The sequence below is a fragment of the Streptomyces sp. P9-2B-2 genome (assembly GCF_030406865.1).
Lineage (GTDB): Bacteria > Actinomycetota > Actinomycetes > Streptomycetales > Streptomycetaceae > Streptomyces > Streptomyces platensis.
In genome coordinates, this window is sequence record NZ_CP129126.1 from 2,649,321 (window position 1) to 2,663,341 (window position 14,021).

The following is a 14,021-nucleotide window of genomic DNA, read 5'->3' on the forward strand; positions in this document are numbered from 1 at the left end:
GACGCGGCAGGTTCGGGCCGTTCGTCCGTGGCTGCTGGCACGCTGAGGGCATGCCTACGATCAACGCCGGGACCGGGCCGGGCCACAGCCGTCCAGAGATCCTGACCCGCCTCCGGCGCACCGCCGTGCCCTGGGCCACGCCGCTGTATGTCGGCGGCATACAGCTCGGCGCGTACGCCACCGCGCGGCTGCCCGGCCGCCGGCGCACCGAGCTGCTGCGCGCGCACTCCACCAATGTCGCCAACCTGCGGGCCGGGCGGTGGCGGACGCTGGTCACCAGCGCGGCATTCGTCGAACATCCGCTGCCGCTGCCGTACGGCGCCGCGCTGCTCGCCGCCCTCGGTACGGCCGAGGCGCGCTGGGGCACCGGGCGCGCGGCGGGGGTGTTCCTGGCCGGTCACATCGGGGCCAGCCTGCTGGTCTACGGGGGCCTGCGGGCCCGGGAGCACGGCCGCCCCGCCCACGGGCCCGCGGGGGACGCGCCGCCGGACGCCACCACCCAGGCCCTCGACGTCGGCGCCAGTTACGGCTTCAACGCCACGGTGGGCGCCCTCGCCGCCACCGTCCCGCACCGCGGCATCCGGGCTGCGGCCACCGGCGGACTGCTGGCGCTGGCGACCGCTCCCGTGCTGCGCCGGGGACGCACGTTCACCGACGCCGGGCATCTGGCGGCGCTGGCACTCGGGGTGGCGATGGGCGCGGGGATGCGACGAGCGACGGGCGGCGGCGGAGCGGGGTCGAAGCAGGCATAGGACGGGCAGGGCGTCGCGCGGCGGGTTCCGGCCACGGCCCGTCCTGCCGCGCGGTCGCCAACTCCGTTGCGGACTAGCCGAGTCGGGGCCGGGGCCTCGCCGGACCCGGTGTCCTGGCGGGTCCGGCCCGGCGGGATCCCGCCACCGGCGCCGCGCACCGGGGACAGATCACCGACCGTCTGGTTCAATAGGGCCATGGCCAGCCTCACCGACACCGCGACAGGTCGCAGCGACCTGGAGCCGTTCTGGCCGTCCCGGCAGGCGCACGCCTTCGACCGTCTGTGTTGCCGCGCGCACTGAGCGCGGGCCCGCACACACCTCTCCGACGCCGCTGACCGGCGTCCGCCGCCCTGCCCGCGCGCATGACGTCCCCGACGCCCCGCCGCGCGAAAGAGCTGACTCCTGATGACGAACCTCCGTACCCTGACCGCCGGTTCCGCGACCGCCCCGCTTCCCGCCGCCTCCGCGGCGCACGCCCACCGTCACCGGCTGCGCGCCGTGACACCCGATGAGGCCCTCCCCTCACCCGTCACCGCCCCGGCCGACGGCGCTCCGTACCCCGGCGCCGTGTCGGTCGCCGAGCTGCTGAACTCCGGGGCGACCTGGCTGCCGGCGCCCCAGCACAGCCTGCCCGCGCTGCCCGGCCGGCCGCCGATGGTCGGCTATCTCGTCCTGGTACCGGCCGAACAGGCCGCCGCCACCGCCGCCACCACCGCGCCACCGGCCGCCCCGCCCGAGGCGCCCGCGCCGACCGGCGACGCGATCGTGCGGATCGACCCCGAACAGCGCACCGCACAGGTCCAGGGCCGGCCGCTGGACCTGACCTACCTCGAATTCGAGCTGCTGGCCCATCTGGTCGCGCATCCGCACCGGGTGCACACCCGCGACCAGCTGGTGACCACGGTGTGGGGCTATGGGCATGTCGGCGACGGGCGCACCGTCGATGTCCATGTCGCCCGGCTGCGCCGCAAGTTGGGCGCCGCGCACCGGTCGTCGATCGTGACGGTGCGGCGGGTCGGCTACAAGTACGTGCCGAGCGTCTGAGGCCGGGTCAGACGCCCTCCTGTCGCTGCCGCAGGCCCGGCCGGGCGGGGATCCGCTCCCCCTCCCGGCCGGGTGCCGCTCCCCCACGGGGGCCTGACCGCTGGGGCGTTTCCCGGTCCGACGGGCCGCCCCACCGGTGCCAACAGGCCACGCAGACCGCCGCCACCAGCCCGATCCCGGAGACCAGCAGCACGCCCTTGGCCGGGGAGTCGGTGAGCGCCGCACCGCCCAGCCCGCCGAGCGCCGCGCTGGACACCGCCCACAGACCCGCGCCCACCGCGTCCAGCGCCACGAAGCGGCGCAGCGGAAAGCGGAGGCTCCCGGTGGACAGGGCGGCGACCACCCGGCCACCGGGCAGGAAGCGGCCGGCGATGAGGAGCAGCGCGGCGTGCCGTTCGACCCGGGCGCGGGCCCGCAGGTGCCGGGCCCGGCCGCGCTCACCGCGCAGCAGCCGGGCGCTCGCGCGCGGGCCCGCGTACCGTCCCACGGCGTAGCCGAGACAGTCCCCCGCCAGCGCCCCGGCCGCCGCGACGCCCGCCAGCAGGGCGAGCAGCGCCGGGTCGGGGCCGATGAGCACGGCGACCAGGACGACGGTGGTCTCGCTCGGCATGAACGGCAGCAGTGCGTCGAGCCCGGACACCAGCAGGATGACCAGCCACAGCCAGGGCGAGCCGAGCATGCCCTGAAGGGACGCGGTGAGCTGGTCCAGCTGCTCAAACATGGGCCGGGGTGTCCCGCGGCGGGGCGTGCGGCACCGGAGCGGCGGGCCGGACCGCCCCGCCGCCCGTCACCGCCGTCACCGGGCGCCCGCCAAGCGCGGCCCGGGCCGCCAGCGCCGCCAGCTCCCGCCGGTCCAGGCCCCCGTCGAGCGGCCACAGCACCGGATGCGCGGTGACGCGTACGGTCAGGGCGCGGGCGGCGAGCACCCGGCGCAGCGAGCCCGCGAAGGTGTCCTCCCCGCAGAACGCGGCGACCGTGCTGGGCAGGCCCTGCTGGCGGTAGTCCAGGGTCACCGGGCGGACCGGCGCGCCCGCGTCGATGGCGGCCTGGAAGGTGGCCCGGCGGAAGGTGCCCGCCTCGGCGGTGCACCAGGTGGTGGCCTGCGGGAAGACCGCCACCGACCGTCCGGCGGCGAGCAGTTCGGACACCTCCTGCACGGTGTGCGGCAGCCGCCGGGGGTGGGTGCGGTCGATGAAGTGCGTACCGGCCCGGCGGGCCAGGCCGCCGACGACCGGCCAGCCGCCGACCTCGCGCTTGGCGAGCAGGGTGACCGGTTCGACGGCGAGCAGGGCGAGGATGTCGAGCCAGGAGATGTGGTTGACGACGACGAGGGTGCCGGTTTCGCCCCCGCCGGTGAGCGCGGCCGCGCCCTCGACGGGGATGTCCAGCGCGTCGAGCAGCGCGCGGGCATGGGTCCGCAGCCGGCCCGGCTCGGCCATCCGCTCGCCGTCCGTCAGCGCCCGCCGCACGGTGCGGGCGAACGCGGCGCCGCGCCGGGCGATCCGGGCCGCCGGTACCCGCGGCAGGGCGTGCGCGGCGCAGTCCGGGGTGCAGTCGGAGTGGACGTCCCAGGGACCGTTCACCGTTCCCCCAGGAAGTAGCGCCGGTAGCGGTCGCCCAGCCGCTCCATGTCCAGGACGACGAAGAAGTCGGCGACGTCGAACTCGGGGTCGTGGGCGGGCGCACCACAGATGACGGCGCCGATGCGCAGGTAGCCGCGGAGCAGCGGCGGCAGCTGGGCGAGGGCGGGGCGCTCGGGGACGGGGAGGGTGGTGTGCCAGGGGTGGTGCGGGGTGACCTGGAGCTCGGGCGGGGCGGCGTAGCGGGTCCGGCCCAGTTCCCAGGCGTGGGCGGCGGCGGTGCCGCCGTCGGCGAGCGGGACGGAGGCGCAGCCGGCGAGGTAACGGTGGCCGGAGAGCAGGGTGTAGCGGGCGAGGGCGGCCCACATCTGGGTCATGACCGCGCCGTTGCGGTGGGCGGGGTGCACACAGGAGCGGCCGGCCTCGATGAGGGAGGAGCGCAGCTCCGCCAGGGCGCCGAGGTCGAACTCGCCGTCGGAGTACAGCCGCGGGCTGCGGCCGGGCGGCAGCAGCCGGTAGGTGCCGACCACGTCGCCGGTGGCGTCGTGGGTGACGATGAGGTGGTCGGTGAGGTCGTCGACGGCGTCGATGTCATGGCCGGCCAGCGGGGAGTGCAGGGTCGCGCCCATCTCCTCGGCGAAGACCTGGTGGCGCAGGCGCTGGGCGGCACGGATCTGTGCGCGGGTGTCGGCGATCTCCGCGGTGTAGCCGGGTTCGGCGGGGGCGGCCGCCGGTGTGGGGGTGTGCGCGGTGCGGGGGACGGCGGCGGACGCGGTCGGTGCCATGCTCATGAGAGCTCTCCTTGGGGAGGGGGGAGGCTGGTGAGTCGGCGGGCGGTGGAGACAGCGGGGCCGGTGGGGCCGTGCGGGGCGGACGGTGCGCCGCTCCACGGTGGTGCCGGGTACACCCCGGCCGGGGACGTAACCCCATGACCTGGCCCTTCTCTACGCGGCAGACTGTTCCCGTGTCCGACGGCCGGGCGCGTGAAGCCCAGGGAGCGAACGGATGAGGGTCCGCAGAACACTGGTCGCCGCGGTCCGGGGCCTGGGGCTCGCGCCGGCCGTGGAGCTGGGGTCGGTCACGCTGTTCGTGCTGGCCGTGGTGTCGCTGGCGCTGATCGTCGTCGGGGTGGGGGTCCTCACCACGCCGGTGGTGCTGTTCTGGGCCCGGCGGTACGCCCAGCTGCGCCGGGTGTGGGGGTACGACCTGGCCGGGGTACGGATTCCCGCGGCCTACCGCCCGTTCCCGGCCGGTCTGGGCCACGGGCCGGTGAGCCAGGCGCGGCGGTGTGCGGTCCTGCTGCGGGATCCGGCGACCTGGCGGGAGCTGCTGTGGCTGCCGGTGGACGCGTCGGCGGGCCTGGCGCTGGTGCTGCTGCCGCCGTCGCTGATCGGCTATGGCGTGGGGTTCGTGCTGCTGCCGGTTCTGGAGGGGCTGACGGGTATCGGGGGTGAGGTCCTCGGCCTGGGCTCGCTGCCCGCGGAGCGTCCGTGGCTGCTGTTCACGCTGCCGGTGCTCGGCGCCGGTTTCCTGCTGCTCGCCCGGTACGCCAACCCTGCCCTGATCCGGGCGCATTTCCTGCTCGCCGCGGTGTTTCTGACGCCGCCCCGGGCCGAGCTGGCCGAGCGGGTGGCGCGACTGACCGAGACCCGGCACGACGCGGTGGACGCCTCGGCCGCCGAACTGCGCCGGATCGAGCGGGATCTGCACGACGGCGCCCAGGCGCGGCTGGTGGCCATGGGCATGAGCCTCGGCACCATCGAGGCCCTGGTGGAGAGGGACCCGGCGCAGGCCAAGGAGCTGCTGGCGCGGGCCCGCCAGTCCTCCGCCGAGGCGCTGACCGAGCTGCGTGACCTGGTGCGCGGGATCCATCCGCCGGTGCTGGCCGAACGCGGACTGGGCGATGCCGTACGGGCGCTGGCGCTGCGGATGGCGATCCCCGTCGAGGTGGCGGTGGCGCTGCCGGGGCGGCTGGCGGCGCCGGTGGAGTCGGCGGCGTACTTCGCGGTCAGTGAGGTCCTGACGAACGCCGCGAAACATTCGGGCGCCGACCGGATAGCCGTCGGCCTCCGCCATGCCGACGGCCGTCTCCTGATCACGGTCTCGGACAACGGCCGGGGCTTCGCCGCGACGGGCCCGCCGCCCGGCGGAGGCACCGGGCTGGGCGGTATCGAACGCCGGCTCGGTACCTTCGACGGCACCCTCGCCGTCAGCTCTCCCGCGGGCGGCCCGACCCTGGTCACCCTGGAGATTCCGTGCGCGTAGTGCTCGCCGAAGACCTCTTCCTGCTGCGGGACGGGCTGGTCCGGATGCTGGAGGCCTACGACTTCGAGGTCGTCGCGGCGGTGGAGAGCGGCCCCGAGCTGACCCGGGCGCTCGCCGAACAGCGGCCGGATGTCGCGGTGGTCGACGTACGGCTGCCGCCGTCGTTCACCGACGAGGGGTTGCAGTGCGCGCTGGCCGCCCGCAGGGACCGGCCGGGGCTGCCGGTGCTGGTGCTCTCCCAGCACGTGGAGCAGCTCTACGCCCGGGAGTTGCTGGCGGACGGCAGCGGCGGGGTGGGGTATCTGCTCAAGGACCGGGTCTTCGACGCCGAGCAGTTCACCGACGCGGTGCGCCGGGTGGCGGCGGGCGGTACGGCGATGGACCCGCAGGTCATCGCGCAGCTGCTGGCGCGGCGGGCCCGGGACCGGCCGATGGCACGGCTGACCCCGCGCGAGGTCGAGGTGATGGAGCTGGTGGCGCAGGGCCGCTCCAATGCGGCGATCGCCAGCCGGCTGGTCATCACGGAGCGGGCGGTCGCCAAGCACACCTCCAACATCTTCGGCAAGCTCCAGCTGCCGCCGTCGGACGACGACAACCGGCGGGTGCTGGCGGTGCTGGCCTACTTGGACCGCGGCTGACCGACCGTTAGCGTGCCCTCCGCACGGGACTGTTGTGAGCACCGAGCACTGGGGGCACACGTGAGCCGACCGTCACGACGCGCACTGCTGGGAACCGCCGGAGCGATCGGCGCCGGGGCGGCGTTCGGCGGGGCCACCGCCCCCGCTGCCGCCGGGGCGCCACCCGCCCGGCACCAGGAGGCCGCACCCGTGGACGACACCGCACCGGCACGGGCCGCGCTGAGGCGGCTGCTGCCCGGCCACGCCGACCAGTTCACGCTGGTGCCGCTCGCCCGGGACGGGGACGGCGACCGCTTCCGGATCGAGGGCCGGACGGGCCGCATCACGGTCGCCGGGACCACCCCCGCGGCGGCGCTGACCGGCGTCAACTGGTACCTCAAGTACACCTGCCGGGCGCATCTGTCGTGGGCCGGTGACCAGGTATCGCTGCCCGGCCGGCTGCCCGCACCGGATGGCACCGTCGAGCGGGCCACCTCGCTGCCGCACCGGTTCGCCCTCAACGACACCCACGACGGCTACACCGCCCCGTACGCGGACTGGCCGCGCTGGGAGCGGCTGATCGACGCACTGGCGCTGCGCGGAGTGAACGAGGTACTGGTCACCCCCGGCACCGAGGCCGTCTACCACCGGCTGCTGACCGGCTTCGGCTACTCCGACGCCGAGGCCCGCGGCTGGCTCCCGGCGCCCTCGCACCAGCCGTGGTGGCTGCTCCAGAACATGAGCGGCTACGGCGGCCCCACCAGCCCCGAACTGATCGCCCAGCGAGCCGAGTTGGGCCGCCGGATCACCACCCGGCTGCGCGAGCTGGGCATGCGTCCCGTCCTCCCCGGCTACTTCGGCACCGTCCCGGACGGTTTCGCCGCCCGCAACCCCGGGGCCAGGGCCGTCCCCCAGGGCACCTGGTCCGGCCTCAAACGCCCCGACTGGCTCGATCCACGCACCGAGGTCTTCGCCGCCGTCGCCGCCGCCTTCTACCGCCATCAGCAGCAACTCCTGGGCCCCGCCGACCACTTCAAGATGGATCTGCTGCACGAGGGCGGCGACCCCGGTGACGTACCGGTGCCGGAGGCCGCCCGCGCGGTCGAGAAGGCGCTGCGCACCGCCCGCCCGGGGGCGACCTGGGTGATCCTGGGCTGGCAGGACAATCCGCGGCGCGATCTGCTGGACGCCGTCGACCACGACCGGATGCTGATCGTGGACGGCCTCAGCGACCTGGACACCGTCACCGACCGGGAGCGGGACTGGGGCGGGGTGCCGTACGCCTTCGGCTCCATCCCCAACTTCGGCGGCCGCACCACCCTCGGCGCCAAGACCCACCTCTGGGCCGAGCGCTTCACGGCCTGGCGCGACAAGCCGGGCAGCCGGCTGGTCGGCACCGCGTACATGCCGGAGGCCGCCGAGCGGGACCCGGCCGCGTTCGAGCTGTTCGGCGAACTGGCCTGGCGGGAGCGGCCGGTGGACCGCACCGCCTGGTTCGACGGCTATGCCGACCTCCGCTACGGCGCCCGCGACGCGCACGCCCGTGCCGCGTTCGCCGCGCTGCGCACCAGCACGTACGAGATCTCCAGCAAGGACGGCCGCCCGCACGACTCCGTCTTCGCCGCCCGCCCGAACCTCGCCGCCCGCTCCGGCACCGTCTACGCCACCCACACCCCCGCCTTCGACCCGGCGGCCTTCGACACCGCGTTCGCCGCGCTGCTCGCGGTCCGCCCCGCGCTGCGCGCCAGCGACGCCTACCGCCATGACCTGACGGACGCCGCCCGGCAGGCGCTGGCCAACCGGTCCTGGCAGCTGATCGGGCAGCTCCAGGACGCCTACCGGCGCAAGGACCGGGACACCTTCCGGGCGCTGTCCGGGCTGTGGCTGCGGCTGATGCGGCTCAGCGACGAGGTCACCGGCGCCCACCGGCAATTCCTTCTGGGGCCGTGGCTGGCGGACGCCCGCGCGAGGGCGGCCGGCGCCGAGGAGGAGGCCCGGCTGGAACACAGCGCCCGGGCCCTGATCACCACCTGGGCGGACCGGCCCACCGCGGACGGCGGCTCGCTCGCCAACTACGCCAACCGCGACTGGCACGGCCTGATACGTGAGGTCCATCTCCCGCAGTGGCAGGCGTATCTGGACGAGCTCGCGGACGCCCTGGCGGCGGACCGCCCGCCGAAGACGTTCGACTGGTACGCCATGGAAGAGCCCTGGACCCGCGCCCGCACCAGCCATCCGCTGCGGCCGACCACCGACGCCTACCGCACCGCACGGCGGGTCCACGACACCCTCGCCACGGCCCCCTACCAGGGCACCGTCACGGTCACCGCCGACCCGGCCGCACTGCCGCCCGGCGGCCGGGCCACGGTCACCGCGGCGCTGCGCAACGTCAACGGGCTGCGCGCGACCGGCCGGGTGGACTTCGCGCTGACCGGTGTCGACGCCACCGCCTCGGGCCCGGTGTCGCTGCCCTCGGTCCCGCCCGGCGGCACCGGCCGCGCCCGGTGGCGGGTCACCGCACCGGCCGGCCCCCTGGAGGCCCCGCTGCACCCGCTCCCCTACGACCTCACCGTCGACTACGGCCCACAGGGCGCACCGCGGGTCCGTACACCGCGGCACGGCACGCTGTTCGTGGCCGGGCCGCTGGACCCGGAGCTGCGGACGGTCACCACCAATGCGGCGGTTTTCGGCCAGTTGGACGACCGTTTCGCCATCCATGGCGCGGGCGCGGACCTGTGGAAGGCCACCGCCGAGTTCGGCGCGCTCTACCGGCCGGACGCCCTCGCCGCCGGCGGCTCGGTCACCGTCGAGGTGACCGCACAGGACCCGACCGGCCCCTGGGCCCGCGCCGGCCTCGTCGTCCGCAACCGCCTCGCGACCTCCGCCCTCGACGCCCCGGACGCCCTCGGCTTCGTCAACCTGTCCGTGACGCCCGCCAACGGCGTGGTGCTGTCCTACGACGCCACCGGCGACGGCACCCTGGACACCTACCGGCGGCTCACCGGCCTCACCGCCCCCGTACTGCTCCGGCTGACCCGCGGCAAGGACAGCGGCAACTCCGGCACCTACACCGGCGCCTGCTCCACCGACGGCGGCACGACCTGGCGCGATATCGCCACCGTCACCGTCCCCGGCGCCGCCGCCCGGCAGGACACCGGGCTGCACCAGTCGGCCGCCAACTCGGGCTCCGGGGACGGCGGGACGGCCGTATTCCGCCGCTGGCAGCTCGCCTGAGCGCCGCGTACGCTGAGCCGGGAACGCACCACGAGCGAGGGGATCACGGTATGAGTGCCGCAGCTGAGAAGGAGTGGCTCTACGCCCTCGACATCTCCGACGCGACCTGGCAGCGCGCCCCCGGCGCCTCCGAGGAGGCCGTGGAGATCGCCTTCCTGGAGCGGGGCGCGGTGGCCATGCGCAACTCCACGGACCCCGAGGTGGTCCTGCGCTACACCGAGGCGGAGTGGCGCGCCTTCGTCCTCGGCGCACGGGACGGCGAGTTCGACCTCCAGCCCTGAGGCCGGCGCTCCCGGCAGCCCGTCACCGGCCCTCCCGGCGCCCCCCGGGGTGCGGGGAGGGCCGGTGACCATCACAGGATTCACTCGTTTCACGGAACGTGAAGCAGCAGCAGAAAGCGCAGCAGGCGACACCCCGGCGCCCGGACCGCAGCTCCCCCGGCAGCCTGGAGGACGTCGGTGACGTCATCGACGTCGAGCAGGCCGAGGCGGCGCTGGTGGAGCACTACCCCCGGCTGGTCCGGCTGGCCTACCTCGTCCTGCCGCCCGGCCCGGGCCGCAGCCGGCGGGTGCTGGCCGCCCACGGCGTGGTGCAGCGGACCCTGCCGCGCCAGCGCAGCTCCACCCGCGGGGCCGGACTGCCCGCCCCGCGCACCGGCGCGGACGCGGCGATCGACCCCGGCTACGCCTTCGTCCGGCTGCGGGTCCTGCGGTCCGCCCTGGCCGGCGGCCGGACCCGCCGGTGGCTGCCGCTGCCGCCGCTGCTCCCCCAGGTGTGGGGCCTGCGGCTCTTCCCGCGCTCCGGTGGCGCCGACGAACTGGCGCTGGACCAGGCGCTGTCGGCACTGTCCGGGCCGGGCCGGGCGGCGTTCGTGCTGCGCGACCTGGAGCGGCTGAGCGCACCGGAGACCCGCCGGGTGCTGGAGGCGGCCGGGGTGGCGCACCCCCGGGAGGCGCTGGAGGAGGCGGAGCGGGCCACGACACCGGCCGGCAGCCGGGACCGGTCGCTGCTGGAGTCGGCGGAGTTTGACCCCTGTGCGCTTCAGGCCAGGCCGACGGATCTGATCCGGCGGCGGCAGCACGGCCGGGCTGTGCTGGCGGCGGGCGCGGCCGTGCTGGTCTGCGGGGCACTGCTGGGGCTGCCGGGCGAGGGCTGGGGCCCGGACGGCGCCGCGGCCCCGCCGTACGCGCGGAACGCCGCGGCCGAGGCGGCCCTGGACCCGGGCAAGCTGGCGGTGTCCTCCGCGACCGCCTGGAAGCACGCGGCCCGGCAGGACTTCGCGACCTGGCCCGCCCGCGGCGACCGGATCCACGACCGGGCACTGCTGCGGCGGGCGCTGGCCGTATGGGCCAGGCCCGGCGCCGGCGTCCAGGTCTCGGCGACCCCCGGCACCCCGGCCGGTCCGGCGGCCGGCCCGGCCCAGTTGCTGTTCGCGGGGGTGGTGAACCATGCCGTGGTGGTGCTCCTGCACGACGGGCTGCGGGTGGTGCGCTACGCGGAGGCGGCGGACGGCGAGGGGCAGAGCGACGGCACCGGCGCGGCCCTGGACTTCGCGCGTACGGACGGCGCGGCGGTGGCTTCGGCGACCGCCCTGGTGGTGAGCCGCACCCAGGGCAATGTGCGCTTTCTGACCGCCCCTTGGGTGAAGTCGGCGCGGCTGGTCGATCTGGTCAAGCCGGAGGCGGTGGACCAGCAGGTGACGGTCGGCGCGGGCGGGGTGACCGATCCGGTGCCCACGGCGCAGCCCACCGCACAGTGCACGACCTGGCCGGCGCTGCGGATGGGCGGCCGGCTGCTGACCGATCTCGGTGAACTGGTCCCCGCCCGCCTGACGTACGGCAGCCCGCGCAAGCCGGGCGACGTGACCTCCCCGAAGGCCCGGACGGCATGGGCCCGCACGGCCTGCCAGCTGGCCGTGGCCCGCGGCCAGGGCGTCCGCACCGTCAACTCCTGGGAGTTCGCCCGGCAGCCACTGCCCGGCGGCGCCGGAACCGCGGCCTGGCTGTGCACCCGCGCCGAAACCTGGCGCGGCCCGGGCAGCCGCACGATGGCCCAGATCCAGACCCCCACCCCGCACGGAAAGCCGTACACCCCGGGCACCATCGCGGCCCGCGCCGAGGGCGGCACCGCCTGCGGCCCCCGCGCCCCCCGCGCCCTGGCCGGCGTCCTCTGGAAGGCCGCCGACAAACGCTGGTGGCTACTCGCCGCGGGCAGCCCCCAGATCACCTCGGTCAGAGCAACCGGCGGCATCTCCGGCCAGTCAACGGGCCGCCTGCTGGCCCTCCCGGCAAAGGCGGGCGACAGGGCAGAACTAACGGGGCGGCTGGCGAACGGGGGGCGGGTGGGGGCGATCGGCTAGCGTCCGGCCCGACGGGCCCGGGTCCGACACCCCCTAGGGAAGCCCGCGTTCCGCCCGCCGGGGCGAGGGCCGGGCGGCCACCGCTCGTTCGTCGGCGGCCGCCAGCCAGAAGTAGAGCGGCGGCAGAGCGAGTTCGAGGGCCGTCAGCGCGAGTTGAAACGACTGGGGCGGTCCGTGGACGGCCAGTGACAGCAGTCGGCCGAGGCCGCCGAGCAGGAAGAGGCCGGCCAGCCACCGCACTGCCGTGGCCGGGATCGGCGAGCGCCGGGCCGTCCGGATCCAGGCGAGGCCGTAGCCGAGGAAGACCGCACCGTAGAAGCGCTCCCGGCTGTCGACGGTGGCGCCTGCCGTGCCCTCCCCCGGTACGGAGTCGACGCCGAGGGCGAAGTGGAACGCGCCGATCGCCACACAGGCGGCCCCCATCGCCAGCGCCAGCCACTTGAGAAGTCCGGCCATGCCCCGGCCACCCTTTCGCCGTCCTCAGATGCCCGCTGGTAGACGCCTGTCTACTAACGAGGGGAACGTACGGCCGGTAGTAGACAGGTGTCAAGTAACCTCGGGGCCATGACCCCACGCCGCCGACTCGACCCCGCCGAGCGCCGTAGCCAGCTGCTCGACACCGGAGCACAGCTCTTCGCGGCGAAGCCGTACGACGAGGTGTTCATGGAAGAGGTCGCCGAACGGGCGGGCGTCTCCCGCGCCCTGCTGTACCGCTACTTCCCCAACAAGCGCGACCTGTTCGCCGCGGTCTACCAACAGGCCGCGGACCGGCTGCTGACCCGTACGGAACTCGATCCGGCCCGCCCCGCGCACGAGCAGCTGCGCGCCGGACTCGACGCCCATATCGACTACTTCGCCGCGAACCGCCACACCGTGCTCGCGGCGAACCGGGTGCTCGCCGGCGACCCGGTGATCCAGACCGTCATCACCGACGAGCTGACCGAGCTGCGCCGGCGGCTGCTCGACTCCACCGGCCTCGGCGCCGGACCCGGCGAGCTGGTGCCGGCGGCCCTGATGAGCTGGCTGGTGTTCGTCCGCACGCTCTGCGTGGAGTGGCTGACGCATCAGACCTTCAGCCGCACCGAGTTGCGCGAGATGTGCGTCGGCGCACTCCTGGGAGCGCTGCGCCCGGTGATGGATGTCGACCGGCTGTGCACCGGCGACGAGGAGCCCCCGGCGGACCCGCAGGCGACCCCCTGACCTTTCCCCGCCCGAGGGGTACCGGCATTCCTTACCCCCCAGTACATTGACGCCATGTCTAATACGGCCCCGTTGCGGCCCCAGCCGGCCGCGTCCGAGCATCCCCCGCTGAAGGCCCGCAACGTCGCCTTCGACTGGGCGGACACCCCGTTGCACTGGATACCGGGCGATCCGTTCAGCACCCACACCATCAATGTGCTGCATCTGCTGCTGCCGGCCGGCGAGCGCTGGTTCGTGCACGTCTACAAGCAGGTGCTGCCGCATATCCGCGATCCCCGGCTGCGGGCGGACGTGATCGGGTTCATCGGCCAGGAGGCGATGCACTCGCAGGCACACGACGAGGTGCTGCCGCACCTCAAGGCGCAGGGCCTGGACCCGGCCCCGTACACCGCGCAGGTCGACTGGCTCTTCGAGAAGCTGCTCGGCGACCGCACCCTGCCGCCGGGCCGCTCCCGGCGGTGGTGGCTGCTGGAGCGGGTCGCGCTGATCGCCGCCATCGAGCACTACACCGCGTTCCTGGGCGACTGGGTGCTCAACGCCCGCACCCTGGACGCGCGGGGCGCCGATCCGACGATGCTGGATCTGCTGCGCTGGCACGGCGCGGAGGAGGTCGAGCACCGCTCGGTGGCCTTCGATCTCTTCGTCCATCTGGACGGCGGCTACCGGCGGCGGGTCCGCACCTGGGCCACCGCCTTCACCGCACTGGTCTTCCTGTGGCAGCGCGGCACCCGCTTCTTCCTGGCGAACGACCCGTCGCCGGACGGCGGGCAGGCGAGCTTCCGGGAGTTCGTCCGCGCCGGGCGGCGGGGCGTGCTGCCGACGACCGGGGCCATGGCCCGCTCCATCCCGCAGTACCTGAGCCGCACCTACCACCCCTCCCACTACGGCAGCACCGAGCAGGCCATGGCCTATCTGGCCGCCTCCCCTGCCGCGACCGCGGCCGAGGCCCGTACCGCCGGAGGTGCCTGAG

Annotated in this window: 13 protein-coding genes; 9 read left to right on the top strand and 4 right to left on the bottom strand. The window is 75.2% G+C overall.

Annotated elements, in window-relative coordinates; genetic code table 11:
* Positions 1–50: 50 nt before the first annotated feature.
* Positions 51–752, top strand: coding sequence for a rhomboid-like protein (locus QT196_RS11500; RefSeq protein WP_248001098.1), 702 nt, complete (start codon positions 51–53; stop codon positions 750–752).
* Positions 753–1,157: 405 nt separating this feature from the next.
* Complete coding sequence (locus QT196_RS11505; RefSeq protein WP_266730492.1) at positions 1,158–1,796, top strand: winged helix-turn-helix domain-containing protein; 639 nt, start codon at positions 1,158–1,160, stop codon at positions 1,794–1,796.
* Positions 1,797–1,803: 7 nt separating this feature from the next.
* Here the strand turns inward: QT196_RS11505 and QT196_RS11510 are convergent, their stop codons facing one another.
* The 3 genes from QT196_RS11510 to QT196_RS11520 are packed head-to-tail and all read right to left on the bottom strand — an operon-like array spanning position 1,804 to position 4,167.
* Positions 1,804–2,517 (bottom strand): VTT domain-containing protein, encoded by a 714-nt coding sequence (locus QT196_RS11510; protein WP_266730494.1) that lies wholly within the window; start codon positions 2,515–2,517, stop codon positions 1,804–1,806.
* Positions 2,510–3,379 (bottom strand): lysophospholipid acyltransferase family protein, encoded by an 870-nt coding sequence (locus QT196_RS11515; protein WP_290354839.1) that lies wholly within the window; start codon positions 3,377–3,379, stop codon positions 2,510–2,512. Before QT196_RS11515 ends, QT196_RS11510 begins: the two co-directional genes overlap by 8 nt.
* Positions 3,376–4,167 (bottom strand): GNAT family N-acyltransferase, encoded by a 792-nt coding sequence (locus tag QT196_RS11520; RefSeq protein ID WP_290354840.1) that lies wholly within the window; start codon positions 4,165–4,167, stop codon positions 3,376–3,378. Before QT196_RS11520 ends, QT196_RS11515 begins: the two co-directional genes overlap by 4 nt.
* Positions 4,168–4,381: 214 nt before the next feature.
* On the opposite strand from QT196_RS11520, the gene QT196_RS11525 reads away from it, so the two are divergent.
* The 5 genes from QT196_RS11525 (at position 4,382) to QT196_RS11545 (ending at position 11,851) form a co-directional block, all read left to right on the top strand.
* On the top strand, positions 4,382–5,641 hold the full coding sequence (locus QT196_RS11525) for a histidine kinase (protein WP_290354841.1): 1,260 nt from the start codon (positions 4,382–4,384) through the stop codon (positions 5,639–5,641).
* Positions 5,632–6,279 carry a response regulator transcription factor gene (locus QT196_RS11530; RefSeq protein ID WP_168478781.1) on the top strand — a complete coding sequence of 216 codons (648 nt, stop codon included), beginning with the start codon at positions 5,632–5,634 and terminating at the stop codon, positions 6,277–6,279. Before QT196_RS11525 ends, QT196_RS11530 begins: the two co-directional genes overlap by 10 nt.
* Before the next feature lie 60 nt (positions 6,280–6,339).
* Positions 6,340–9,492 (top strand): alpha-N-acetylglucosaminidase TIM-barrel domain-containing protein, encoded by a 3,153-nt coding sequence (locus QT196_RS11535; RefSeq protein ID WP_290354842.1) that lies wholly within the window; start codon positions 6,340–6,342, stop codon positions 9,490–9,492.
* 50 nt (positions 9,493–9,542) lie between these two features.
* A complete protein-coding gene (locus QT196_RS11540; protein WP_085925337.1) occupies positions 9,543–9,773 on the top strand; it encodes a DUF397 domain-containing protein in 231 nt (76 codons plus the stop codon).
* Positions 9,774–9,871: 98 nt separating this feature from the next.
* Complete coding sequence (locus QT196_RS11545; protein ID WP_266730502.1) at positions 9,872–11,851, top strand: hypothetical protein; 1,980 nt, start codon at positions 9,872–9,874, stop codon at positions 11,849–11,851.
* A gap of 33 nt (positions 11,852–11,884) precedes the next feature.
* Here the strand turns inward: QT196_RS11545 and QT196_RS11550 are convergent, their stop codons facing one another.
* Complete coding sequence (locus tag QT196_RS11550; protein WP_168478783.1) at positions 11,885–12,307, bottom strand: DUF4345 domain-containing protein; 423 nt, start codon at positions 12,305–12,307, stop codon at positions 11,885–11,887.
* 108 nt (positions 12,308–12,415) lie between these two features.
* Here QT196_RS11550 and QT196_RS11555 point away from each other — a divergent pair, with 108 nt between their 5' ends.
* A complete protein-coding gene (locus QT196_RS11555; RefSeq protein ID WP_290354843.1) occupies positions 12,416–13,051 on the top strand; it encodes a TetR/AcrR family transcriptional regulator in 636 nt (211 codons plus the stop codon).
* 54 nt (positions 13,052–13,105) lie between these two features.
* Positions 13,106–14,020 (top strand): metal-dependent hydrolase, encoded by a 915-nt coding sequence (locus QT196_RS11560; RefSeq protein WP_168478785.1) that lies wholly within the window; start codon positions 13,106–13,108, stop codon positions 14,018–14,020.
* Position 14,021: the final 1 nt, after the last annotated feature.